This window comes from Paenibacillus sabuli (assembly GCF_014705605.1).
In the GTDB taxonomy this organism is placed as follows: Bacteria; Bacillota; Bacilli; order Paenibacillales; family Paenibacillaceae; genus Paenibacillus_D; species Paenibacillus_D sabuli.
Genome location: NZ_JACXIZ010000040.1, coordinates 1 through 25,952, shown reverse-complemented (window position 1 = coordinate 25,952; position 25,952 = coordinate 1). Strand labels below are relative to the sequence as shown.

The window sequence follows — 25,952 nt, the reverse complement described above, 5'->3', positions numbered from 1 at the left end:
GCGACCGTAGTGTCCGTTAGAACCGCGCGCGCATCCAATTTCGGCGCTAAGCGCCGCTGGTGTCCATTACAGTCCCAAAAAGCCTTCAAGCCCCCGGTTATGGGGGCTTGAAGGCCTTTTGGCTCTTGGTCTGGCTCGCTTTCACCGCAGCAGTGCAGCTTGAATCCCGGCTCAGTCTGGGTAAGGATCGAGGCTCCCCCGCTCCCGATTGGCCCAATAGTCGAAGCCGCTGAAGCCGTATTCGTTGCTACGGGTATCTCTTCGGAACGTCTCATCCGGTCGCGGGTCCCAGTCGATGAGTCCGCCCGGCGCGGTATCGCGCGGGAGCGAAAGCGGGCCTTCGCCGTTGCCGTTGACGGCGGATACGCAGTATTCATACACGACGTCGCCCCTGGCCGATGCGTCGTCCCCGGCCGCCGCATCCGTGTATGTTCGCTCGCCGCCCCGGTAGATCGGCTCCCAGCGCGCTGCGCCAGCCGGTCTGCGGTACAAGCAATACCGCTCGACCCCCAGCAGCATGCCCCAGGTCGCGCGAATGCCCGCGCCTTCGCGGGATAGCCGCAGCCCCTCCGGCGCCTCGGGTACATGCGCGGTCACGTACACCGGGTACGAGGCGCTCCAGGCGCCCGCTTGCTCCGCGCACAGAGCCCTGACACGAACATGCAGCTTGGTGCCATCTTCTAGTCCTTGAAGCGTGGTCACAATCCCCTGAAGGGATGCCGCGCTCTCCTGGATCGCCTCATGCGCCGCATCATCCCGGCTCTCCCAGCTCGCCTCCTCGTCCCGGCTGATCGCTACGTCATACCCGGTAGCACCTGGCACCACCGCCCAGCACACCTTCACTGCCCCCGCGGATACCTCTGTGCCCGTGATGATCGTCCTTGCCGGAGCGGGCGGGCGCTCGCTCCATTGCCAGGCGCACGCGCCCGCAGGCAGCAGGAAGCGAATGGCCGCTTCGCCCGTCGTCTCCCAGCTCGCCGGTTCCCCGCCGATCGTCAAGCAGGCGCCGGGCGCCGGACGTTGGGCGCCGGTCCAGCTCAGCTCCGCCTGACAAGGCCCGGCCAAGTGCGAGGCCCCGGTCAGGTCGCTATCGCGGATCACGAAGGAGACGCCCCCTGCACCTGCGCCATTGCCGGACGCGTCCGCGAGCGTCAGCTCCACGCCGCCCGCGCCGATGCGCGTCCCTCGGAACAGGGCCGCCTCCACGAGGCCCGACGCGTGCTCGCGCACGATCCCGGCATAGCCCCGGAAGCGCACGCTCTCCTCCCCCATGACGATCTCCGCGCTGTCGCGGAACACGTAGTCCGTCCTGCCGCTGAGCACGATCCGCGCCCCGTAAGGCGTCTCCTGGACCTCCGTCAGTTGCGGCTGCCATGTCGTGCGGTGGGTGACGACCGTCAGGAAGTCGCCGTAGCCGTCGTATACCTTGCCCCGCGCCCCGCCGGGATCGCGATGCCCATGGCTCTGCCCCTCTGCCGGCCCTCCCGGCGGCTTGTCGATCGGCAAGCCCGGTGTCGCAGCTACGCCGGCCGCGCCCGGCTTCAATTGATAAATATCGGGGAGCGGCCCGCTCTGGTGTCCGAACCAGGCGAAGCGCCCGAATACCCGCATATCCGCCACTTCGTCGTAGATGACGATATAGTCATTGCCCGACATCAGCACGCTGCGCGAACGGTACATCGGCTGTGCATAGGGCCCGGCGTTCACTTGCGCGAATTGGGCAAATCCAAAATCGTGAAGCGGCTCGGTCAGCTCATGTCGGCCGACGCTGCGGAACGCATGCCCGTCCAGCACGCCGAAGTTGCAGCTCCCCGCGACATCGCCCATATTGGCGTCGCCGACATCCTCGGGGCGATTGTAGCTATACCGCTTGCCGTCCGCATAATAATAGATCGTGCCGCAGCCTCCTTCTGCGGCTCGCCCCCAGCGGTAATTCGGCCCCTCGTCGAGCTGCTGCAGATGGACCGACATCTCACTCGGCGTATGCACCGCTGCTCGCAGGATGTAGCCATAGCCGGTATATTTGGCGGAGCGCAGCTCCGGCCTGGTGCCGCGATTGCCGGCATAGGCCGGCTCCAGCATTTGCCGCCAGACGCCTTGCTTCCCGTGCGACTCGAAGCCCGGCGCATCCTCCGGACTCAACGCCAGCAGCTCTTCGCCGAGCAGCGGCTCGTAGCGCATGATCAGCTCGCCCAGCACGCGCAGCTCATAGGGCGCGGCGATCGGATCGTAGAGCACACCCGAATGCGCCCCCTGCGGCGGATAGGTGCGGGCGCCGTCCACCGGCGCGCTCAGACTGTCTCTGAGCCAGCGCGCCAGGGCGAGCAGATTCGGATACAGCAGCACATTGTCCGCGCCGGACGTGCGGAGCATCCAGGCGGCGCGCAGCATCGGCTTCAGCGCCGCCCATACGTAGCAGCCGAGATTTTCCGTCCACCGCCCGCCTTGCGCCTCCCAACGGGCCACCGCCGGGCGCGTGTGGTACTTCAGATTCAGCGCCACCGCTCGCTCGAAGTCCTCCCGCCAGCGCCGCGCATGCGGATGATGGGGGAACAGCGCCGCCATGAAGCCCGGCACGGCCTTGATATCCATCAGGAAGTTCGGATGTCCTCCGAGCAGTGTGCGGGTCGGCATCACATTCTCGTCCTCCCGCACATACGCCATCAGCACGCTCGCCGCCTTCCAGCGGTCGAACTCCGCCGCCGTCATCGCCCCGGCCGCCAGATCGAACAGCGCCGCCCAGGACGAGAATTCCCGGCTCGATACGGGCGCGGTATGGAAGATGTGATGGAAGCCGTACGACAGCTTCCCGATCATCTCCCCCACATCGGACGGTTGCGGAGGGCCGTCGCGGTGGAAGTACCACCAGTCCAGCGAGGGCGGCAGCGCGCCTACTGCCAGCGCGCGCGGATAGGCTGCGCGATCCTCCTCCCACTCGAACACCCAGTCCTTGACCTTATTCAAGGGAAGCAGTGTATGCCAGAGCCAGAGCTCATCCACATAGGAGGGGATGCGCACCTCCTTGTCCGAGACGCCGCCCACGGTCTGGCGCGCGCGCTCTGCCTCCGGGTCCCAATCGTACAGCGCGAGCGCGGTCGCCCGCGATCCCTGCACGAGCGGGTAGGTCCAGACCAGACGGCGCCCGGCATCGTCCCCCGGCTCCCGCCGGTAATAGAAGCGCAGCGCCATCGCTTCCGGCGAGCGCCACAAGGCGTATGCCCCATCGTCCCAGCGCAGCGTGTCCAGGGCAAATACACCTGCTCCGAGCCGCAGCTCCGGGTCGACGAACGAGGCCGTCTTGGCGCCGTGCCAGGAGATCCAGCTGTCGAAGGGCAGCACCGAGAAGGGCAGACGTCCGTCCGCTTCCGCGTATCGGTCGATGCGCTCCTCGCCGCGGTATCTCGTGAAGCGCCGGTGCGGCGCCCATCCCGACCAGTCCAGCTCCAGCCGGGCCTCCTCCTTCGGCGCAAAACCAGCCATCGCCTCGTCCATCTCCACAAAATCCATGCCTGTCGTCAAACGAAGCGTCAGGCGATAGGTGCGCTCGCCCTCGAAGCGGTAGTGCAGCACATGCTCCTGATAGATCGGACCCGCGGCGATGCACACCCGCTCCACGTCCAGGAGTCGGGCATTCACGACCAAGCGGGCGGCAGCCAGGCTGCGGCCGGCCGGTGTGCCGAGCTCGAAGACGGACAGCCCGTCCCCTTCCAGCCACCGCAGACACAGCTTGCCGTTGGTCAAGACCTCCGCAGGCGCAGCGGCTGCGCCATCCTCCAGCGGCGAAGCGACGAGGCCGTCTTGCAAGCCCGGAGCCGTCTCGTTCCGAGCCAGAGACCCGTCCTCATCGTGCACCCGTCCATCCTCCTGCGCCAGTCCATCCCCGCGTCCCGGATTGTCCTCGGCCGGACTGGCCGTATAGTGCAAGGTATAGCGATACGCCGCGCCGGGCGGCAGACTCGTGATCCAGCAGACCGCCGCTTGCCGCACGAACGCCCCCTCCAATTGGACGGCCTCCAGTTGAAACGGCACCGCCCGCTCCTCCTGATCGGTCAACCGCAAGGCGTCCCGATGCGCTTCGCCCGGTCCGAGCGCGATCTCGTACCGTACCATGGAGGAAGGCCAGCTGTAATTGGCATGCTTCACGTGATCCTTGATGACAAACGTCAACGTCCCCATAGTGCCTCCTCTTACATCTGGAATGGAGAACAGCATCCCGTGCGCCCCATACGCAGGACGAACAGGATGCCGCACTCACTGTTTTGACGCTTCTAAAGGCTACTGCAGGCTGTCGTAAAGGGCTTGCCCTTCTTCGCGCAGCTGCTCGCCGCCCATCTCGTTCCACTGCTGAACGAAGCTATCGAAATAATCGACTGGCTGATCGCCGCGGATGATTTTGGCGTACGTTTCGGTTTTCAGCTTTTGCAGATCGCCCCAGTACTGGCCGGCCGAGGGCAAAATATCCGGCTTGCCGAAAATATCGTACATGGATCCATCCAGGTACATGTTGTTGAGCTCCATGATGCTTGCGCCGGTGTACATCTCGTAAAAATCATATATGCCGGAATGGCCGAAGAACGAAGCGCCGCGGCTCATGCCGATGCCCTCTTCCTGCAAGACGGAGGGATCATCGTACGGCGGAATCGCCGTGATGCCTTCCTTGAAATCGGTGCCGTTGACATATTCCCAATGCGTGCCTTCTTCCCCGAAGGCCAGCGTGAAGAACATCTCCTGATCGGTTACCGCTTCGTTCATGATTTCAAGCGCTTTTTGCATTTTTTCGGGGTGATCCTCCAGCTGCTTGCCGAAGGCAAAAATGTTGCCCGCGCCGCCCCAGGCCCAGCCGCCGCTTTCGCCGCGCGGTCCTTTCGGCAGGGGACCGAATGCGATCTCGCCGTCCGGATTGACCGCTCGCAACACGGAAATCGCCGAGTTCGGGTTCGATTCATCGGTGGAATAAATGCTGCTGTTCTGACTAAAAGCAAACACGCCGTCCGTATACTTGGTATCCATATTCGCGCCCGTTACAAACTCAGGGTCGATGTAGCCGTTCTGGTACCACTCGGCAAGCTGAGCCAGCGCTTCCTTGGCTTCGGGCAAGACTGCCCCGTTGACCACCTCGCCGTCCCGCACGGTCCACTGCATCGGCATGACGCCGTAAGCGCCGAAAATCTTCTGGAAGGCCTGATAGTAGGAATTGCCGTTGGTCGACATGCCGTACACGTCAATTTGCTTCAACGCTTCGAATGCTGCTGTCATCTCGTCGATCGTCTCCGGAATCTCGTCGATGCCGGCCTGCCGCAGCAAGTCCGTCCGCCACGTCACCGGCGTCGTGAACCGCCCCGACGGATAGAGCGTAGGCACGCCGTAATTGGCGCCGTTGTACTCCGTGTAGTACCAGCCTTGCGGCGCATGCTCGTCGATCTCCGCCCGGATGCCCGGCGCATACTGCTCGATCAAGTCCATCGGCACCTCGGCGAGCAAGCCTTGATTGGCATACTTCTTCATCTCGTTCGGATCCAGGATGAACATCACGTCCGGCACCTCGCCGGTGGTCATCATGATCTGCTGGCGCTGGACATAATCGGCGCCGGGCACCGAGATGATGTCCAGATCGACGCCGAAGTTCTCTTCCACGAATTGCTCGCCAAACGAGTCCTCCAGCACAACGCCGCGCACCATCCACGACAGCGCGACCGGCTCGTCCCCTGCCCCGTTATTCCCGGCCTCGCCGGATGCGTTATTGTCGGTCGATTCACCGACCTGATCGTTTTCCGACGGCGGTGTATCGTTGTTGCTCCCCCCAGAGCAGCCTGCAAGCACGATCGACAAGAGCAATACGGCAGCCAGGCTCCACATCGCGGTTTGAGTCCACTTTTTGTGCTTTGACACATGAATCCCTCGCTTTCGATGATGTGAGATGATGTGATCGGATCTATCGTATAAAGTCCTTCGACTTGACCCCATATTTAGCCTTTCTTAGCCTTTCACAGAGCCGAGCATGATGCCTTTGACAAAGAAACGTTGGATAAACGGATAGATGCACAAGATGGGAATCGTCGCTACCATGACCGTCGCCGCCTTGAGCGTCTCGCTGGAGTAGTTGCCCGCCTGCAGCAGTTCCACTTGCGAGGCCAGCTCATCCGACTCCTCGATGACGGCGCGGCGCACAAACAGCTGCAAGACCTGCTTGTCGAGATCCTGAATGTAAATCATCGCATCGAACCAGGCGTTCCAGTGATGGACCCCGGCCCACAGCGCCACGACCGCCAGCACGGGGGTCGATAGCGGCAGCACGATCCGAAACAGCACCCGCCACTCGCCGGCGCCGTCGATCTTGGCGGAGTCGATGATTTCCTCCGGGATCGCCTGAAAGAAGTTGCGCATGATGATCAAATTAAAGGCGGACACGGCCCCGGGCAGCACAAGCGCCCACACGCTGTCGAGCAGTCCCAGATTGCGAATCAGCAAGTACATCGGAATCAGACCGCCGCTGAACAGCATGCTGAACACGAACAATTTCATGACCAGGCCGCGATGCGGAAAGCCTTTGCGGGACAGCGGATAGGCTGTCATCGCCGTGGCGGCCAGCAGTACGGCGACGCCAATCACCGTCCGCTGCAGCGAATTAAAAAACGCGCGGCCTATGCCGGTCTGATCCAGGACGTGGGCATACGATGCCAGCGTCGGGTCGCGGGGAAAGAGCTTTAGCCCCGGAAGCTTGAACTCGGACGGCAGACTGAGCGACACCGTCAGCGTGTAGATGAAGGGATACAGGGTCGCGCAGGCCAGGAGGATCAGCACGATCACATTCAGCGTATCGAATAATTTTTCGTTCCAGGTTGTTTTGTACATGTCGCGATCCTCCTTACCAGATGCCCTGATCTTTGTCATACAGCTTCACGAGATAATTGGCGACGATGACCAGCAGCAGACCGAAGACGGAGCTGAAAATGCCGGCCGCCGCGCCCACCTCGTAATCCATCGTCAGCAAGCGGCGCAGGACGTAGGTGTCCAGGATATCCCCGACGTCCGAGGTCGTCGGCGTCATCAGGTTGTAGATCTGATCAAAGCCGACCTGCAGGAAATTGCCCAACGACAACAGCAGCATAATGGTAATGACGGGGACGAGCGACGGCAGTGTAATATGCCAGATGCGCCGCCAGCGGCTCGCGCCGTCGGCAATAGCCGCTTCGTAGAGTGTCGGATCGATGCCCGCGAGCGCTGCGAAGTACACAATCGACCCCCAGCCGATGCTCTGCCAGATATCCGTGATCACGACCATGCCGTAGAAGGATGACGGCTCGATCAGCCAGTTCACGGGCGGCAGTCCGAAGTACCCCAGAATCTGATTGAAGCCCCCTTCCCGGCCCAGGAACGTGAACAGGATCCCGCCCAGGATGACCCAGGAGAAGAAGTGGGGGAGATACGAGATCGTCTGGATCGTGCGCCGGAACCAGGACAGCCGAATTTCATTCAGCAGCAAGGCCAGAATAATCGGCGCAGGAAAGACGAACAAATATTTTAGCAGCGCGATCACGACCGTATTGCGCAGCGCGTTGGTGAAGCCTTGCCCCGCAAATAAATAGCGGAAATGCTCCAAGCCGGCCCACGGGCTGCCGGCAATCCCGTCCAGGATGCGGTAGTCTTTGAATGCAATCATAATGCCGTACATGGGGACATAGGAAAAAATAAAGAAAATCAGAAATCCGGGAAGAAACATATAAATCAGAAATCTGTTGTGCCGGTAGGTCTGCAAGCGTTCCCGAAATCGCCCGGGCCTCGCGGCGGCAACGGCGGCCTCGCTTTTCATGGGTGGCCCCTCCTTCGTCTTGATCGTCTCGGACAGATGGCCAGTCGCGGTGTCGCGCTGTGCCTCTGTTACCCAAGCTACACGAAGAAGGGATTCCGAGGCTACTCACACATTTCCATGGCGCATGATCCGCGCGCCCGCACGCGCCTTGATCCCGCGAAAAAGGCGATGCTGCGCGTAATCGGCCGGAATTTGATCGATGATCCATCTATTCAAGGCGAATCGGCTGACGCCGTCCTCTGGCGGCGACACAAGCTACGCTCCGAGATCCTTTCTATTCTCTCGCGAAAGACAAGAGTCCGTATCCGACAAGCGGACACAGACTCTTATTCTTTCGCGGCATGCTGCTCGCGATACTCGCCCGGCGTCATATGCATCTTTTTCTTGAACATGCGGAATAGCTGCTGCACGCTGGTGTACCCGATCTCTTCCGCGATCTGCGCCAACGTCAGCTCCGTCTTGGTCAACAGCTCGATCGCCTCGTTCAGCCGGACGCGAGTTACGTATTCGATGAAGGTCTCTCCGACCTCGTCCTTGAACAGTTGGCTCAAGTATTTCGCGCTGATCCCGACCTCGTCCGCCGCCATCTGCAGCGATAGATCGTCGCAAAAACGCGCGTGAATCAGATCGATCGTCTTGCGGATGACCACCTCTGTGCGGCTGCGCTTGACGGATTCCATGAAGTCGATGATCCGCTTCACAATCTCGGCCGCGAACCAGCCGTTGATCTGCTCGATGGACGTCTGTCGAAAGAACGCCTCGTACGGATTGTCCTCGCCAAAGACGCGGCTCATGTCATCGTCGTACTCCTGCACCTGCTTCACGACGGAAACGAGCAGTTGCAGGTAAAAGGTCTTCGCCATATTTTCCGAGGCCGGCTCCACGTCGATCTTGCGCCGAAAGCTGCGCAGGCTCTCTTCCGCGCCCTCCCGGTCCCGCGAACGCAGCGCCAGCAGCAGATCCTGCTCCTCGTCATACGGGTATTGCATCAGCTTGTCCGCCACCCGCGCGACATCGTCGTACCGGAGCACCCGATCATGGGCATTGGCCCAATTCATCCGCAGCGCCTGTACCGCCTCATGATAGGAACGCGTCAGCTGCGCGATGTCGCTCACGCTGCCTCCGACGCCAATCGTCACGGTCCGCTTCAGCACCTTCGCCACCACGGCGCGAAGATTCTCTGCGAAGGGCAATACGGCCGATTCCAGCTGTCGGTCGTCCGCGAAGTTGAGCACAATCACCGCATGGTGATGGGTCATCAGCGTCTCCAGCCGCGTGCGTTCGCGGTCCAGCGTATCCGTCAGCTCCGAGGCAATATTGGTTACGGCGAACAAAAACAAGGCACGGTCCTTCGCATTGTTTTCAGAAGATACAGGGTCAAGCTCCGCAGCCAGCACACAATAGTGGGGATGCGGGAACAGGTTCCATTCCGATTCGCGGCTGGACAAGCGGGAGAGCTCCACAGAATTGCCGTGCAGGGTGGCGTACAAAAAGTGCGTCTTCAGGAGCGGGAAATTTTCCTTCTCCAGATTACGCCCGTGCTTCACCTCGCTCACCAGCTTGTTAATCAGCACCTCCATGCGGGCCAAGTGATCCCGGTCCGGAGTCAGCTCCTCCGCAGGCCTCGTGATTGCCAGCTTCTCCATCAATTTTTTGATTGCATGCTGAAAGCGGCTATGACTGAAGTACGCGGAGTAGAGCACCAGCACGCATAATACGAGTGTAATCAGAATGATCGTCCATTTGAAAAACTCGACATTTTGCAGCGGCACATGGTCCGGGATGATCATGGCATAGGTCCAGCCGTTGCGGGAAGAGCCCGCCAAGGTGACATAAGCGCCGCCTACGTGCTCGGTAAGCACCCCGTCGCGCCCCTCATACCCCCGCATCGCCGCTAACACCGTCTCCGACGGCTCTCCTTCCAGGCCCTCGCTGCGCACGTGGGCAATCCTCTCGCCCTCGGCATTCAGCACGAGCAGGCGCCCCTGCGCGCCGAGCGGAAAGCTGGAGATCGCTTCCTTGATGTAATCCGGCTTCAAGTTCACGACAATGGCGGCCTTGGGCGCATTGTACAGCAGCGGCAGCATGACGATATGCGTGATCGTCGAAAAAGCCTGCCCGCGATCGTCGATCGCTTCGCGCTGCGTGACCCACATGCGCTGCCGATGATCCGCGATCAGCGCATCCATCTGTTCCATCCATGAGGTATCCAGACCCGACCGGTCTGCCCGAACGGGCGTCACATCGTCGGCCGTGATCAGCATCTGCTGCGAAATGTGATAGAAGTAGAGCGAATGAATCGCGTCGGTTGAACTGCGCATCACATTGAGATGATCCCGCATGTCATTGGTCTGAAAGCTCGTCGCCAAGCTCGGCGAGGCCCCGATGTTCATCAGGTCGCCGGTCGTCGACTGCAGCGCCAACTGATTGGTCATCTGTTCAATATTGCTGATCTGGCTTTCCACCTGGACCAGCACCTGCGTCAAGCTTTCCTGAGAGGAGCGCTGCACTTCCTGCTGCACAATCCAAGAGCCCAGATGATAGATGACGGTGCCGAACAAAATCACGGGAATAATCGAGATGAGCAACGTATTCGTAATCCACTTCGAGCCCCCGAATGGCATCCATCGTAATTTTCGCATGACTTCCCCGCTCCTGTCTGTCATCAGTTGCTTCATTGCCGCACGCTGGCATGCATACGCTCATCGTGGCACAAAACCGGCGCTCGGGCAACACCATTTAGCAGCCGCCCGGCGCCAAAGCCTTACCAGTCGATCGTATTCGTCCCTTCGTCTTGAAGCGGTTCGTCCACGGAAGTGAACGTATTGTCCTTCAGGAACGTCGCGTCGACGCCGGGCGACACGAGGAAGCCGACATCCGAATGCGCAATGGCGTTGCCCTCCAGCAGCGTCGCCAGCACGCCCTTGCCCGTCAATTCGAGCGGCGTGCGGAAAGCGATCGGCATCGCGGCCGCGACGCCCCGCAGCGTGGCGACATCCTCCGAGCCCTGACGGTTGACCGTGTTGCCCTTGAATTCCGCCCCATAGACGATGACTACGTCGATATGTCCGTTGTGCGCGCCGCCCAGTGCGGCGTGGACCCCGGCCCAGGTCGTCTCGAAATGCGGCGATGCGCCGACCAGCGTGTTGCGCTTGACCTGCGCGAAGTATACCGGCTCCGGCGAATTGACGTCCGATTCGCGTCCCCAGATCGAGATGCCCTCGGTGTCATCCGTGGCATTATCGGCAATGACGACGTCGTACGTATTGTGATACACCTGGATCCCGCCGCGGCTGTCCAGGGTCTCATTGTCCGCCACCACGACGTCGCGCGCCATGCGCAGCACGCTGAACTTGCTCGTGCGGTCGGGGACGATCGTCCACGGCTCATCCACCGTCACCACATGGTCGTCATAGTCGGTAATGTTCCGCATCTGGCCGAGTCCCTTGCCTGCGACGATCACGATATTCCACTGCTCGCTCCAGCTCTTCCCGGCCGCTTCGAAATCGATGCCAAGAGTGGCTGTATCGGACGTGGCACCCAGAATCTCGCCGTCCGCAAAATTCGATTGCGGATTCTCCATCAGCAGCGTCTCGCCGTCGTTAAATTCCGAGCCGACGCCTTCTACCGTATTGGACGCCATGTAGATCTCTTCGGCATTCCAGCCGCGCGAGCCGATGCCGAACTTGATGCCGCGGAAATTACCGCCCTCGGTCACGCCGGGGATCAGATGCCCGGTGCCGTGGTTGCCTTCGATGATCATCCGCTTGGCGCCGGTATTGATGATATTGCCCTCCGCAATATCGAATTGGTTGTTGCGAATCGTGAGCTTGCGCTCGATGAAGGGCGAATAGATGCCCATCTCATAGCCGGTAAAGGCATTGTCCAAAAACAACACGTCTTCCTTCGCGCCAATGACCGCCGCCAGGCCGACCTGCTGGTCATCGAGCGGCAAGTCGGCGACCGTGTCGTACACGAAGAAGCGGCTGGCCGTCTGATTCGCCGTGTTCCACGAATGTCCCAATCCAAACAAGCTCACCGTACCCGACAGCCCGGAGGCATCCACCGTCAACTTCAAGCTCGCGAATCCGGTCAGGCCTACGGTGACGCCGTCGCCCTTGCTGCCGAACATCGCGCCGCCGCTGCCGACGAAATGCAGAATCGCGGTATCGTGATCCTCGCCCTGGAGCACGACGCCGGCCCGCATGTCGAGCCCGGTATGCGGGTAAGTGCCCGCCGGGAAATAGAGCACCCCGCCGCCGTCGTCCGCGACATCGTCGATGGCGTCCTGAATCGCCGCGGTATCGTCCGTGACGCCGTCGCCCGCCGCCCCGTAGTCCAGTTGAATGTCGCGGACCTCTGCCCAGTTAAAATCCTTGGCCCAGGATACGTTCAGGCCGAGCGGATCGGGATTCGCGCCTGCGCTCACTACCGTCAGCGTCTCGCCCGCCAAGCGGGTCCACGGCACATTCGAGCCGTTCCGCACCTCGACCGCGTATTCGCCGGCAGGCGCGCTGCCCACCTGAAAGTCCAGCGCGTAAGGCGACACATCCGTTACACTGACCGGCTCGACCTGCTGACTCACGGTGTCGACCAGTCGCACCTGCGTGTTCGTCGTCGCACCGAATTCCGCCGCATCCAGATTGCGCCCGATCAGCCGCACGTCCAACCCTGCATAGGCCTCATCATCAGCCAGCCAGTGCGGATCGGCGCCATTGACGAGCACCGGATCGCTCAACCCGTACGTATTCTCGACCCATACGGCGTACACGCCGTTATCCAATGCCGTCGGCACGATGATCCGGGCGAATCGCCCGCCTTCCGCTTCCCGCTGGGCCGTCGTCAGCTCAAGCGCGGCGGGGGAAGGCGCGGCCGGCATCGACGATCCGGTCCACTCTTCGATCCATACCGACGTCCCCGCCTCGTCCATCCCGCCGCCATAGATTGACAGCACCTCTCCCGCCTGGACCGCCTCCGACGTCCGCAGGATGACCGGAGCCTGCTCCCACGCCTCGATGCGCACGTCGACCGGCAGTCGCGCCTCGGCTGCGGCCAACTGCTCGTCATCATCCGGCGGCATCGCGGCTACCACCTCGTAGGCCCCGGCATAATCGGCCGTCCACGCGAGCTGCGCTTCCCCGTAGGCATCCGTGGTGACGGTGCCGAGCTGCTCCTCGATCGTACTGCCGACATAAGGCCCCTCCAGATGGAGCGTGATCGCCTGACCTTCCAGCGGCGTGTACACCGCTCCGCTGACCGTCTCAAGCGTCAGTCCGATGTTCAGGGTCTGCCCCGCATCCGCCTCGATCTCCGCCGAGTCGAACGTCAATCGGGTCTGCGTATACGCCGGCACGACAATCGAGGCCGCGCCTGAAGGCAAGGAACGCAGCTCGCCGTCTACGTTCTGCAGCGCGTATTGATACTCGGCTCCGGCCTCCAGGTCTTCATCCGTGTACGTCGTGACACCCGAGGCGGCCTCCCCGATCTTTTGGAAGGCGCTCTCGCCTTGTTTTTTCCGCAAGACATCCACATCGGTCGATGCCGTATCCGTCCAATCCAGCTGTACCTTGCGGTCGCCCAAATTCTGGAGCGTCAGATCGGCGACGCTAATCGGCACCGGCTCGTCGAAGAAAAAGCCTTGGGCATAGGCGTAGCTCCCGATGACATTGGTCACCTTCAGCTTAAAATCGCCGCTCACCATATACGTAACATATTTGCCTTGATTAATGGTATCGATCATCCGCTCATCGACCACCTGATCCTGGTCGTCCAGCAGTTGGAACCGCTGTTCGACGGTCTCTTGCGACCCAAAATCGGTGGTATAGACGGTAAACAAATGCGGCTCGGCATCGTCAAGATCAAAGCTGTACGTCCCGGTCGTGCCGACGTAGACGCTGATCTTCTTCCTGGCGGTTCCATCCGGCGTCTGCAGCGCGCGCGGATCGTTGGGCGACAAGGCCCAATAGCTTGTCCCCGCTTTCGAGTAACCGTTTACATAATCAGGTAAATCTGTGACATCGGCGGCCGGCGGGGTGTCGCGCCCATCCGTCAGCGTCGTCGAAAAAAACGGAAGCACATAGCCGTCCGCCCCGTACACCCCGACCCAATCGCCTTGCGTTTCGGTCTCCATGGACACATACTGCGGCGACGGCGACGAGGCCTTGGCCTCTCCACCCGGTCTTACCGCCGGAAGCAGTGAAACGCACAAGAAGAGAATCGCAGCTACCCTGAATAATTTGTTCATCAGATCCATCCTTTCGCTTGTAGGTTCCGATTCAAGAAACCATTCAAGCGTAAAGCCTGACGCATTCCAGCGCCAGTAACATATTTCGTGCGCCCCTGACTGCTTGAGTCCGCCATTCATCGACCGTCTCTGGCGAAGATGCGTATCCGACTATTTTTTAGAAGGCTGCCGATTGATTTGAATCGCTCGGGCAAAACCATCCTTTTCACAACGCCAACAAACGAACAGCATTCACCGCATTGGTGATATTCCTGCGTTTTATTGGCCTCCATTTTACAATGGATCCCCAAAAAGCCGAGAGGCACCCCATTCATTAGCGCGCTTGCGTGCATACTGATTTGCCTTTTTTAAGACTTCTTGGAGCTGTTCCCGATCAGAAAACATCCTAAATTCCCCCCGTCCTAATTATGAGCTTATTTTAAAGAGCCATCCACCAGATGACTGGTCGATGGCTCTTTGACTGAATTGCCGCATTTTTTGCAAGTCTGCAATTCGCCCGTGTGACGCTGCTATGGGGTATACGCGTAGTCGGAGGTCTCGGCCAGATGCCAGCTATCGCCACCGTCAGTTGAGATCAATGTTGTCATTTCAGAGGGCACCATGCCCCCAGCCTCCACGTACATTCTCCCTGGCGTCTGATACGTCCCCACCGGTGTTTTTAGCCCATCCGGATTCACTAGCCTCTCTCGATCCGGCCAAATGTACATCATCGCATCATATTCATCCTTGAAAAATTGAACCTGCCTGGCCGCGGAATAGTACGACAAATAAAGGGTGCCTGTCGCCGGATCAATCGTCAGCTTTTGATTCCATACCTCATAATAGGGTTTGAAACGATTGACCAGTTGCACAGGCCCCGCCCAACTTGCCCCTATTTCTTTCCGGTACAAGGTAAGATCAAAGCGATAGCCACGCTGGGAGTCTCGCGGAATGATATACAACGTGTCGTCCGCATCCATCACCATGGCCGGGTACGTGATCGCCGAGCCGACAAGCTCCGGCGTCCCCCAAGCCGTATTATCATTCGGATTGACTGCTCTCACATAATAAAGGGGGTCGTGATGTCCACTTATGGCCAGATGCAAGCGAGCCGTGCTATCGATCGACAAGGCCGGCCAGTTATGTGCATCTATCGATCTGCCGCCATAGCCTACAAACACGGGATCGGAAACGGTCTGCGTCGTCTTATCATAGCTCACGATATAAGTCGGCACCCCGTCATGACTCCAATATGTGACGCCATTTTTGACCCAGGACAAGCTGTTGGCCGGATGGTTCGACGGAATGGAAGGCGATTGTGTGACATCCGTCATGCCAAATACGAGATAGACCTTGCTCCCTGAAGTGATCGCAATGTTCGCATCGCCGGAATGATACGGCGCCACTGATATACAGCCATCACAGAATTGAATCGCGCTGGGCAACACCAATGTGCCGTTCGGTTGTTTTTCCGGGAGCAACAAGTATCCCCCTTTATCTACAGCGCCGTTTGCCCATTGGTCGCTAAGCGTAATGACCGGCGGAGCATTCATCGCGTCCACGTTGTACGTTTCGCGATTTTCGAATTTCCCGAACGCTTTGGGCAGCTCATAAATCTCCCAAGACTTTAACCCGTCCGTGGAGTGTAAAAGCAAGCCCGCAATGGCTGGCGCCTTGCTCCCATCCGGATTCAATTTCTGTACAGTGGCCAGAATGTACGCATCCCCGTCATTATCGAAGCGAATTTTTACATCCTGATAAAATTGATCGTCCCGATGAATGTATTCGTCCCATCCGAGCGTACCTGTGATATAGCTGTGATATACGGGCTCGATATCATGAATCAGCCACTGCTCCTCCTCGGTGTGATAGACTTGAATGATGCTATTGCCATACTTAATGTAGGGCTGTCCATCTGGCGACAGACTGACCGGTCCGGGGTAAAAGGCCGGGTTGTATCCGTAAACGGCTCGTTCACTCTTCCAATAGGCTTCATATTGGATTGCACCCGTAGGCGTATCTCGCAGTTCGGGGTACGAATGATTGAGCACATCCGGATCCATCTCCACAATATCATGATGAACGCCTGTTAATGGAGCCGCAGCAGCGTCAACGAACTGATCGCGTGTAAAGGATTGACCTGTCAGCCCGTTTCTGGCCAGGATAGCCGCATTCTGACTGGCAAGGACCGCCTGCCGGGAAGGCGAAGCCGTTTCATATTCCGTCAAATGATTGACGAATAAAACCACATCCATTAAAGACACATCTTCAAACGCGGCAGGGTACTTCGTGATAAATGTCTGATCGACCTCGGGATCCGTCCATTCATCCAGCAAATTCGCAATATCCGCGGGGGACTCTTCCGTCACACGAAAATCATCCAGATGCAATACGGTGTAGGGACTCGGCTGATGATGAAAGGATTTAGATGAAAATTTAATTTCTTCCATTTGGTCCCAACCACCAGGCGTTCCATAGGTTTGGAACGCCTGGAAAGGTATACGTAACTGCTTCCAGCCCGTCCAATCAATCTCGAAGCCGCGATAATAAAATTCCTTCCATTCGGTTGTCGCATTATCGCTATAGAGGATCAATGTTACCTCTTCCTTGGTCGGCTCCTCTGAATATACCCAGAATGTGACGGTGTTGCCGTCGGACCAATCTTCATTGAGGACTCTTGTCGAAATCGTCGGGTAGTACGGATGGTCCGCCCATCGACCGGAGGCCCCGCCCGCTTGGACTCGCTCGTCGGAAATCGAAAGACCTGAAGCCAGCGCAGCATAGGTGGTTGTCGAGGTGGCCAATAAATCCTCTTCACTGAAGGTGGGATTATCCTCCAACAAATACGCTTCACTTTGCCAAGCGCCTTCCACTTCGAAGCCCATGGCATCTTCAACCGTCACCCAGGGAAATGTGTTCAAGATTGTAACTTCGTCATAATAGACACCGCTCACTTGCCCGTCCATCCAGTAATCTCCCAAAGCAATACGCTTGAAGAACGATACCGTATCGGTCGTGCGGACAAATGTCCCGTCAATATATAGATCCGCTTTCGCACTCGAACGATAATCAAAAACCAACTCATGCCAGCCTGTCGTTCTGTCGACGCTCGTCGCGACGGTCGTCCCCGCAATCCGAGTGACGTACTTGGTCGTACTCACGCTTGTGTTTACCCCGATTCCAACATCCTTCATGCTTTGATTGGGATCAACGAACGCCAGTACCGTCATATTGGCCTGCGATGCATTGTCATAGAACCAGATCGAGACAACTTGGTTCAAATTGGTTGCGCTTACATATGTGATGGCATCCTTGTCCTCATCCACCATGTAACTCCGGCTTCCCTCATGCGCCTGATTCGTGCTCGTCACAGGGGTCCCATTTCCCGGAGAACTGATCCAATTGTTCCATCCGGATTCAAAGCCATCGAAAAAGTATGGCGTCGTGGCGGCCGATGCTTGGTTCCCTTGATTGGCCATAAGTGGAAGGACCAGCAGCACCGCAAGTGAAAAGACACCCCATCCAAAACGAAACAGCAGCTTCTTCATCGAAACGTGCCTCCTTTTTCGGTTCACTAAATCGTCTTTTCAACGGGAAAACGCGTATCCCGGCCATGCAGCCAGGATACAAGCGCTCCTTTTAGTTCAGGCTTTGGGCCACTTCGCCCGCTGCCTCCAATACTTCCTGTCCACCTGATTTTTTCCATAGCTCGACAAAATCATCGAATCCTTTATCCAAATCAACTTCCCCCAAAATAAACTTCATGAAATAGCTGTCCGACAGCTTTTTCAGATCCGGATAGGCAGCCAGTTCGGGAACATTGCCCATGACTGCATTGGAGAACGTCGGAACGCCTTCCGTTACATTTGATTTATAGTCCGATTTTACTTTCGGCAAGTCATGCTTGAGCATGGGGAATGACTTTGTCATAAAGAGGCCGTAGTAGGGTCCTGCGCCAATTTCGGCCCCACGCACCTGACTATCGACGTATTCCGGAATCGGAACAACGCCCCCATCCTCCATTGTATAATCGATCCCTTCTCTGCCATAGGAAGCCATTAAGTACGTTTCTTCATCAGTGGCAAGCGCCTCCAGAATTTCAAATATTTTATCTCGTTTCTTTGTGTCGCCTTCGACTTGAATACCCATCCCAATATAGTTGTTTTTCAATCCATAAGACAGGCCCTTCCCAGGTTCCCCGTTCGGGCCGTTCAGCGGCTGACCGACCACATAATCTTGTTCCGGATTAACCGCTTTAAACTCCGGCTCGAATACATTTTGATGATGATACCAGAGTCCCGGGTCAATCACACCTACACGCCCGTTGGCAAAATCTTGTCTCATCTTCGTATAATCGGTCGTGATGAACTCGGGGTCGATGACGCCATCCTCATACCATTTATGCAACAATTTAAACGCTTGTCTTGCCTCTTCCGTTATCATTGAAAATGTAATGTTGTCCTCCTGATCATAAAAAAACATATTGTCGTAGGGAGGCACGATGCCAAATGCATTAAACACGACATTAAACGCCTGAGGCAATGCATCCTTTGCGCGGGCGGTCATGCCATACGTATCTTTTACACCGTTCCCGTCAGGATCATCATTTCGAAACTTATAGAGCACATCTTCAAACTCCTCCAAAGTCGTCGGCGGATGGTCGTACCCGATCGCCTTTAACCAGCTTTCGTTATATCCCGGCAGGAACGGGGTTTGACCGTCAGGCCAATACAAAGGTATGGCGTAGCTTTCCCCTTCAACAAGCGCATACTTCCACAAGTTTGGATCGCCTTGATCCACATCCTCGGAATATCTCGGCATCTTTTCCTTAATCAGATCGACCGGCAGCTCGGCCAGAACACCCTGCTTGGCATACATATCAATTTCTTCGCTGCTCCACAGCCAGAATACATCGGGTATTTCCTTGGCAGCCAGTTTGATATTCAGTTGTTGCTGCCACTGTGCCCTTTCCAAGCGAACATTTTTGATTTTCACATTGAACCTTTCTTCCAAATACTGTTGTACCGGGGAGTCGTCCCCTTCCGGTCCATTCCAGCTTAACCAAGAGATTTGAATCGGCTCTTCGTCTTGCGAGGATCCCCCCGAAGGGTTGGACGATTCATCTGCAGGTGGATTTCCCTCATTCGTTTCATTCGTGTTTTTTTCCGCATTGGCACACGCCGCCGCCAGCATCAGGATTGCCAGCACTAGGGCCAGCTTAGCCACCAGCGTTTTGGGCTTGCTCATGTTGCTGCCTCCTCGTCTAGGTTATAAATTTATATTTGCAGAACCATTGTTCTGAAAATATCCTGCTTGAACTATCCCTTTAAAGAACCCACTAATATTCCCTGAATAAAATATTTTTGCAAAAACGGGTATAGCAACAAAATCGGCAACGTAGCAACCATCAACACCGCAGCCTTGACCGTCTCGGCATTAAGACTTTTTTGGTCATCCATCATCTTCATGATTTCAAGATCCTGGTTTTCGACAATGAGCCTGCGTATGAACACTTGCAAGACCACCTTGGATTGATCTTGCACATAAATCAAGGCGTCAAACCACGCGTTCCAATGCATCACAGCCGACCAGAGCCCGACAGTCGCCAGAATGGGCTTGGATAATGGAATGACAATGGAAAATAAAGTTCGAATGTCATTCGCCCCGTCGATTTTGGCCGAATCCTCCAGTTCACTTGGAATTTCCATAAAAAAGTTGCGGAGTATAATGAGTGAAAACGTATTGAATAACACGGGAATGACGTACACCCACCTAGAGTCAAATAATCCGAGGTTTTTGACCAACAAATAGGTAGGGATGAGCCCTCCGCTAAAAAACATCGTCATAATAATGAACATCATGAAGAAATTTCGATCCGGCAGGTCCTTTTTGGATAACGGATACGCCGCCATCGACATGAACACCAGACTTAGAAATGTGCCCACCACAGTACGAAAAATCGTATTCTGGAATCCATACCACATCCCGTTGGAAGTCAAAGCCTTCTGGTACGCATCCAATGTCAACTCCCGAGGGTATAAGTGGATGCCGGGTCTAAGAGCCTCAGCCGGTGTGCTCAACGAAATGGAAATCATATGAATAAACGGATAGATCATCGCCAAGGATAGGCTTGCACTGAGCACCACCGCAAATCCTTGAAACCATTTCTCTCCAGTTGTCATTGCCATGCATATAGAACCTCCTTCTAAATCAATCCTTCTTGTCCTAATTTCTTCACGATATAATTTGTACCCAGTACAAGCGTAATTGCAATGGCGTTTTTGAAAAGCCCGATTGCTGTTGTAATCCCATATTGCAACTGCCCGATTCCAACCCGGTAAATATAAGTATCAATAATGTCGGCGACCTCGTACACAACCGGATTATACAAATTCAGGATTTGATCAAAGCCGGCATCAAGAATGCCGCCAATCCTCAAGATGAACATGATGGCAATCGTCGGCATAATCATAGGAAGCGTAATATGCCAGGTCTGCTTCCAGCGCCCCGCACCGTCCACAACAGCCGCCTCATATAAATGGGGATTGACGGAAGCGAGTGCGGCCAAATAAATAATGGTTCCCCACCCGACTTCCTTCCATATGGCCGAAATGACCAATGTAAACCGGAAATACCGCTGGTCTCCCAAAAAGTAGATCGGCTCGAAACCAAGCGCCTTGATCAGTTCATTCACGATTCCCGAAGAGGGCGAAAGGATTGTAATTAATAAGCCGGACAGCACCACCCATGACAAAAAATGCGGCAAGTAAGAAATCGTCTGCGTAATGCGCTTGAAGACCTTAAATCGTATTTCGTTGAAAAGCAATGCAAGAATAATGGGCGCCGGGAAGCCAAATAAAATATGATAGAAGCTAATCAGCACGGTGTTTTTTAATATGGTGGAAAAGTCGCTGGAGGCTCGAAATATCGTTCTGAAATTGTCCAGACCAATCCATGGACTTCCGGTAATGCCGTCCATAATTCTAAAATCCTTAAACGCCAATTGAATGCCATAAAGCGGCGCGTAAAAAAACACACCGTACCAGATCAGGCCGGGGAGCAGTAGCAGGATCATATACTTGTACTTCACGTATGCGGCTATCCGATTCCGGAAGTGCGTTTGAATCAATTGACGACCTTTCGTCGCTATTCTGTCTGTTGCCACCTTCTGTTGTGCCACCTTTCCGCAAATTTTGATAACGCTTTCGTTCTGACATGCTACACATTAGCCGATTACAATTGCGGCGTAAAGTTTAAAATCGAAGGGTCTGTATAACTTTGAATGATAAAAAGTCCATTTCAAAAAAAAGCAAACACCATTGAAGTTTTTTAAACGTTGTGGCAAACGGCTATAGGAAGGAAAAGTTCGTCTATATGCCGGTTTCAATCGCCACACCACAAAAAAACGATTTTGCAAAATGCAAACCGTTTTTCGCGAATCGGGTATGTTTTCTCAAGAAAGACTCGTTTTGGGGGTGGAACTATCGCGATATTGGGAAGGCGTCACACCATACCTGCTTTTAAATCGGGTGGCGAAATATTGCGAGTTCTTAAACCCAGCATGCTCCGCGATTTTCTGTATGGTCAACGTTCTTTCAAGCAGCAGCTCCGCCGCCTTGTCTAATCGCACTTGCGTGACGTACCCCGTAAAGGACTGGTGCAGCACTTCTCTGAATAAGGTTGAGATGTACGACGGGGAGTAGGAGAAGCGTTCAGACAACACGTCAAGTGAAATATCCTCCTTCAAATGATCGCGTATGTATCTTTGCATCTCTTGTATGGTTTCAGCATGAGACGGATTCATGGCGTTTTGAATGAACGCTACGGCCACTTTGCAATGCCTGTACAATACTTGCAAACTACGCTCCAAGGTTTCCTGTTTGCACTCCGTATATAAATCGTTTGCCGTCTTTTGGGGGTCCTGTATTCGGTGCTCCAGCATCACTTGAAACAACCGCATAACCAGCTCTTTGAACGCAAACGTGGCAGCTTCTACCGTGACATTGCTCTCACTTAGTCTTTCCTTAAAATCTTGCAAGTAGGAACTTACGTTGTTTAGTTCCCCGGCGTGCAATGCGTTTTTAAACTGGTCCAACTGCAAATCACTGGATACTTGACTCAGTTCCGACACGTCTGTGTAGGAAAAGCTTGACGCCTCGTGGTCTAAAAAAATATAAGTAATGGCATAGGTCGCCTGCTGGAATGAGCTGGAGATCTCCTCGACGGTCGGAACCATGCTGCCTATACCGATGATAAAATGATATCCGGTGACAAGCTTGAACTTCTCCAACTCGCGCTGAATGCCATCCGTATAGTCCGTTATTTGCTCTTCAAAGCTATAAATGATGGCCACTTCATTCTGGCTCAAGCAGACAATCTCATGGGAAATCGAGTGACCGGAAGCCCTGTACTTCTCTATAAACATCAGGCCTGATTGATTCTTCACTTGTATATACGCGGCGACATGGTAGGCATCTAGCGGTACAGGAGTGTCATCAATTTCCCTCATATTCCCCCTAAGCAAGTGAAACAATTGCGTGTCCTTCAGTTTATGATGGAACGACGCAAACTGCTGATCCAAATGGTGTAAAAGGGTATCGACTACTTGATATTCATTTTTTTGATCGGGCAGCCAAGGAAACGTATACACATGTTGTATATTAAAAATCAGTCTCTTCCAAGGCTTATAAAAAAAGCGCGATAGCAGAAAGGCTACAATGAGACCAAAAAAGGCCACACACGCGCACACAATCACGATCGTCCGCTGCATCGATTGGGATGACAATAAAAATGAATGAAGCGGCCGGGTCACAACAAAACGCCAATCATTCACAGATAGATCAGCAGAGTATGCCACCACCAAGCTTTCATTCGCTGTGTCCACGATATCAAACCCTGATGCATGGCTTGGATTGAGGGTTTGTTCAAATAATTGCCGGTCGGATTGTCCATCCGCTGCTGTAGAAAAAAGCAATTGATTGTTATCATCATACACATATAATTGTTCAGAAGATGTGCTCAGTATTAGATTCAGCATGTCCGTAATATCGCCAACATCCAAATCGATATACAAATAGCCTTTGACCGCCTGACCTTCCGACAAATACGGCAAGGTATAAACGTATGTGAGCAGGGACGTCTCATTTCGCTCCCGATACAACCACTTATGTGATTGCCCGACCTGCTCGGACAATGAAGAAATAAAAATCGCGTCGGCCGAGTGATGCAAATTTTCATAATAGTAATCAGACCCGATTATAGTCTCGGAAGAGGGAACGTAGAGCGTGATGTTGAAAACGCCTTCATTCGAATGCCGAATGATGTCCAAATCCGCGTTGAACTTCGCGATTCTAAATCCGCTGTCACTGGCGTTGCCGGTCAGAAAAAAGGGAACCGCTTCCTCGCTGTAAGGAGAAAGCGTCGAGAGCACCATCTCCATCAATAGGGCCTCATATTTAGGCAATAACGTATGCTGCAAGTAATCGCGAATATTGTCCAACCGATGTTGACTGTCCTTGGAAATTTCCTCGATCATTACACTTCTTGACTTGGTCAACAGCAGACTTGCGCTGACCCCCGTGAGAAGAAGTACAAAAATAGAGAACACGAATATAAATTTAGCAAAATAAGACTCTCCATGTCTCCAGCGCACCCCTACATCTCCCTCTTTGATCAACTGTTGCCGTTAGTGAATCAACCGTTTCGTTTCACACTTCAATGCTGTTGAATGTTGTGTGTATAACTTAATTATACAACTGCCTTCAAAAAACATCCATGAAATAAAGCAATTAGATTGCTTCGGCACTATCCTGCTTTGGATCTGCATGAAAAGCCGCTTGAAAATAATAAACCGTACTTCTTGCAATTTGCAGGACGCTACACAATGCTGATACCGAGTATTGATCATAATTATTTCGAATGATAGTTACCTTCATCCCCTGGATAGCGCGGCTTGCTTTAAATCTCCCCCCTCTTCGTCCGCAGCTCCAGTAATTCCTGCTCTTCTGATGAGCGGTTGTCCTTCTCTTTAAAGGAACCTGTGCGCTGTGATTGGCTGATCCATCGGTCTAAGGATCCTTCACGAAATAACCAAGACAGCTCATCCATCAGGCGGGCAAACGCACGCACCTCAGCTAAACATTCCTGTATACGCTAAGCTAGCGGCTTTGGAAAAAACAGGAGTGCCCCGTATGATGGAGGTGTGAAGGGTCAATCGCCCGCATTACAGCCGAACACGCCATCGTCGGCATCGACATCGCCAAGGAGATGCACGTCGCCCAAATCGTCGATTTTCGAGGGATGACCTTGGCGCGGCGTGCGCTCCCCTTTCCCAATACGCAAGCCGGGTTCCAGAAGCTGCGGGACTGGATCGAGGCGGCCTGCGCCCGGCACGGGAAGGTGGCGTACCTCGTGGGCATGGAGCCGACCGGCCACTATTGGTTCAACCTGGCCAATGCGCTGGTGGAGCAAGGCGTGGCTGTCATGTTGGTCAACCCGATGACCACGCACCGCAACAAGGAAAAATCGGAACAACAGCCCGTCCAAGAATGACGCCAAAGATGCGCTGGTCATCGCGGAGTCGGTCAGCCGTGGGTTCTACAGCGAGTACGAGCCGCTCTCCCCCACCTATGACCGGTTGAAGACGCTCATGAGTGACCGCGAGTACTGGGTCAGTCAACAGGGCAGTCTGGGCAACCGCATCGTGCGCTGGATCGATGTATACTTCCCGGAGTTCCAGCAGGTGTTCAAGGCATGGGACGGGGTTCGGGCGCTGGCGGCCCTGCGCGCCTTCCCCTCACCCCGAACGCTTCGCAAGCTCACGGCGGAGGAGGTCATCAGGGGGGGGGGCAGGAGCAGGGCATGAAGCGCGCCGCCGGCGCCTTGGGCCAAGCCAAGGCCGAGCAGTTGCTACAGTGCGCCGCCCAAAGCGTCGGCAAACGCGGGACAGAGTCTGAGGCCCAGCGCGACCTGAAGCGGCTGGTGGACCAGTACGATTCGACCACGCAGGTGCTCCAGGAGGTGATGGAGGAGGTCGAGGCGCTCTTCGGCGATCTGCCGCTGGTCGAGCAGCTCCGCAGCATTCAGGGCCTGGGCAGCGTGGCCATCGCCAGTCTCTTCAGCTACGCTGGCGACCTGCGTCACTATGCCCACGGCGACCAGTTGCTGTGCCGCGCCGGCCTTAACCTGGCCGAACGCACCTCCGGACGCTACAAGGGACAGATCAAGCTGTCCAAGCGCGGGGACAGTACCTTGCGCAAGCATTTGTTCCTGGCGGTCCTCAGCCTGGTGCGCCAGCACCCCGACTTCAAGCGCTGGCACGCTCACCATGTGGCGCGCGGGATGACCGATCCTGAAGCTGGTGGGCAAGCTCTGTCGTATCCTGGTCGGGATGGTGCAGCGCGGGGAGGACTACCGAAGTCCGGGGATCGCCGCCGCCGCTTGATTCACGGCCGCCGTCGTGTCGTCGCCAGTCAAACGAACCACCCAGCTTGATCCGCTTACGAATGCTCAGGCATTCGCAGGAGGCCCGATCCCAAAACGCACAAGGAACCGAGTATGGCAACCGTCAAGGGCTACGACCCGTCAGCTAAACGAAATCGGACTCCACCGCTTGGACAGGTGAAACGAAGGAATGGCAGGGCATAGACCCGTTGATGCATGGGAGGGTGAGCCTCCAAGATTCAGGTGGAGCATGTGCGACAGAAGAAGCGTTCTACGTAAGTGGCGACCACTCGCCCCTTCTGTTCCCGCATGCCCGAATCCATCCACGACGCGTCCATTCCCGTCCATCTCGTCGTACGCCGCCAAGATGCAACTTGTGCAAAATCTCGAAATCCTGCGAATGCGTGAGCATTCGTGAGAAAATCTCTTAAATACGAGGAACGGTTGCCAGCGCGCTTATTTCGATCGATTTCAGGC

Annotated in this window: 14 protein-coding genes and 1 pseudogene; 4 read left to right on the top strand and 11 right to left on the bottom strand. The window is 55.8% G+C overall.

What is annotated here, in order from left to right; genetic code table 11:
* Window positions 1-171 precede the first annotated feature (171 nt).
* The 6 genes from IDH44_RS20230 to IDH44_RS20205 form a co-directional block, all read right to left on the bottom strand.
* On the bottom strand, window positions 172-4,176 hold the full coding sequence (locus IDH44_RS20230) for a fibronectin type III domain-containing protein (protein ID WP_190920634.1): 4,005 nt from the start codon (window positions 4,174-4,176) through the stop codon (window positions 172-174).
* A gap of 99 nt (window positions 4,177-4,275) precedes the next feature.
* Entirely contained in the window at window positions 4,276-5,889 is a 1,614-nt protein-coding gene (locus tag IDH44_RS20225) for an extracellular solute-binding protein (RefSeq protein WP_190920633.1), read from the bottom strand.
* An 87-nt stretch (window positions 5,890-5,976) separates the two neighbouring features.
* On the bottom strand, window positions 5,977-6,852 hold the full coding sequence (locus IDH44_RS20220) for a carbohydrate ABC transporter permease (RefSeq protein WP_190920632.1): 876 nt from the start codon (window positions 6,850-6,852) through the stop codon (window positions 5,977-5,979).
* A gap of 13 nt (window positions 6,853-6,865) precedes the next feature.
* Window positions 6,866-7,810 carry an ABC transporter permease gene (locus IDH44_RS20215; RefSeq protein WP_190920631.1) on the bottom strand — a complete coding sequence of 315 codons (945 nt, stop codon included), beginning with the start codon at window positions 7,808-7,810 and terminating at the stop codon, window positions 6,866-6,868.
* Between the two features lie 326 nt (window positions 7,811-8,136).
* Entirely contained in the window at window positions 8,137-10,452 is a 2,316-nt protein-coding gene (locus IDH44_RS20210) for a helix-turn-helix domain-containing protein (RefSeq protein ID WP_190920630.1), read from the bottom strand.
* Between the two features lie 122 nt (window positions 10,453-10,574).
* Complete coding sequence (locus IDH44_RS20205) at window positions 10,575-14,054, bottom strand: glycosyl hydrolase family 28-related protein (RefSeq protein ID WP_190920629.1); 3,480 nt, start codon at window positions 14,052-14,054, stop codon at window positions 10,575-10,577.
* A 128-nt stretch (window positions 14,055-14,182) separates the two neighbouring features.
* On the opposite strand from IDH44_RS20205, the pseudogene IDH44_RS27465 reads away from it, so the two are divergent.
* Window positions 14,183-14,371 (top strand): annotated as a pseudogene (locus tag IDH44_RS27465) (type II toxin-antitoxin system death-on-curing family toxin); the annotation flags it as partial.
* Window positions 14,372-14,563: 192 nt separating this feature from the next.
* On the opposite strand, the gene IDH44_RS20195 reads toward IDH44_RS27465, so the two are convergent.
* The 5 genes from IDH44_RS20195 to IDH44_RS27235 all read right to left on the bottom strand — a co-directional run bounded on the left by IDH44_RS20195 (window position 14,564) and on the right by IDH44_RS27235 (window position 23,685).
* Window positions 14,564-17,581: a BNR-4 repeat-containing protein gene (locus IDH44_RS20195; protein ID WP_190920628.1), complete on the bottom strand. Its 3,018-nt coding sequence runs from the start codon at window positions 17,579-17,581 to the stop codon at window positions 14,564-14,566.
* Between the two features lie 91 nt (window positions 17,582-17,672).
* Window positions 17,673-19,280, bottom strand: coding sequence for an extracellular solute-binding protein (locus tag IDH44_RS20190; RefSeq protein ID WP_190920627.1), 1,608 nt, complete (start codon window positions 19,278-19,280; stop codon window positions 17,673-17,675).
* Between the two features lie 71 nt (window positions 19,281-19,351).
* Window positions 19,352-20,221 carry a carbohydrate ABC transporter permease gene (locus IDH44_RS20185; protein ID WP_190920626.1) on the bottom strand — a complete coding sequence of 290 codons (870 nt, stop codon included), beginning with the start codon at window positions 20,219-20,221 and terminating at the stop codon, window positions 19,352-19,354.
* 17 nt (window positions 20,222-20,238) lie between these two features.
* Complete coding sequence (locus IDH44_RS20180) at window positions 20,239-21,108, bottom strand: ABC transporter permease (RefSeq protein WP_190920625.1); 870 nt, start codon at window positions 21,106-21,108, stop codon at window positions 20,239-20,241.
* Window positions 21,109-21,486: 378 nt separating this feature from the next.
* Window positions 21,487-23,685, bottom strand: a complete 2,199-nt coding sequence (locus IDH44_RS27235; protein ID WP_190920624.1) for a helix-turn-helix domain-containing protein — start codon at window positions 23,683-23,685, stop codon at window positions 21,487-21,489.
* 614 nt (window positions 23,686-24,299) lie between these two features.
* Between IDH44_RS27235 and IDH44_RS27030 the strand changes: the two genes are divergently transcribed.
* From IDH44_RS27030 to IDH44_RS26730, 3 genes are read left to right on the top strand one after another with little or no spacing between them, the layout of a single operon-like run.
* A complete protein-coding gene (locus tag IDH44_RS27030; RefSeq protein WP_263364399.1) occupies window positions 24,300-24,584 on the top strand; it encodes an IS110 family transposase in 285 nt (94 codons plus the stop codon).
* Between the two features lie 13 nt (window positions 24,585-24,597).
* Window positions 24,598-24,897 carry a hypothetical protein gene (locus IDH44_RS27025; protein WP_263364400.1) on the top strand — a complete coding sequence of 100 codons (300 nt, stop codon included), beginning with the start codon at window positions 24,598-24,600 and terminating at the stop codon, window positions 24,895-24,897.
* Window positions 24,894-25,526, top strand: a complete 633-nt coding sequence (locus IDH44_RS26730) for an IS110 family transposase (RefSeq protein ID WP_223869875.1) — start codon at window positions 24,894-24,896, stop codon at window positions 25,524-25,526. Before IDH44_RS27025 ends, IDH44_RS26730 begins: the two co-directional genes overlap by 4 nt.
* The last annotated feature ends 426 nt before the right edge of the window (window positions 25,527-25,952 follow it).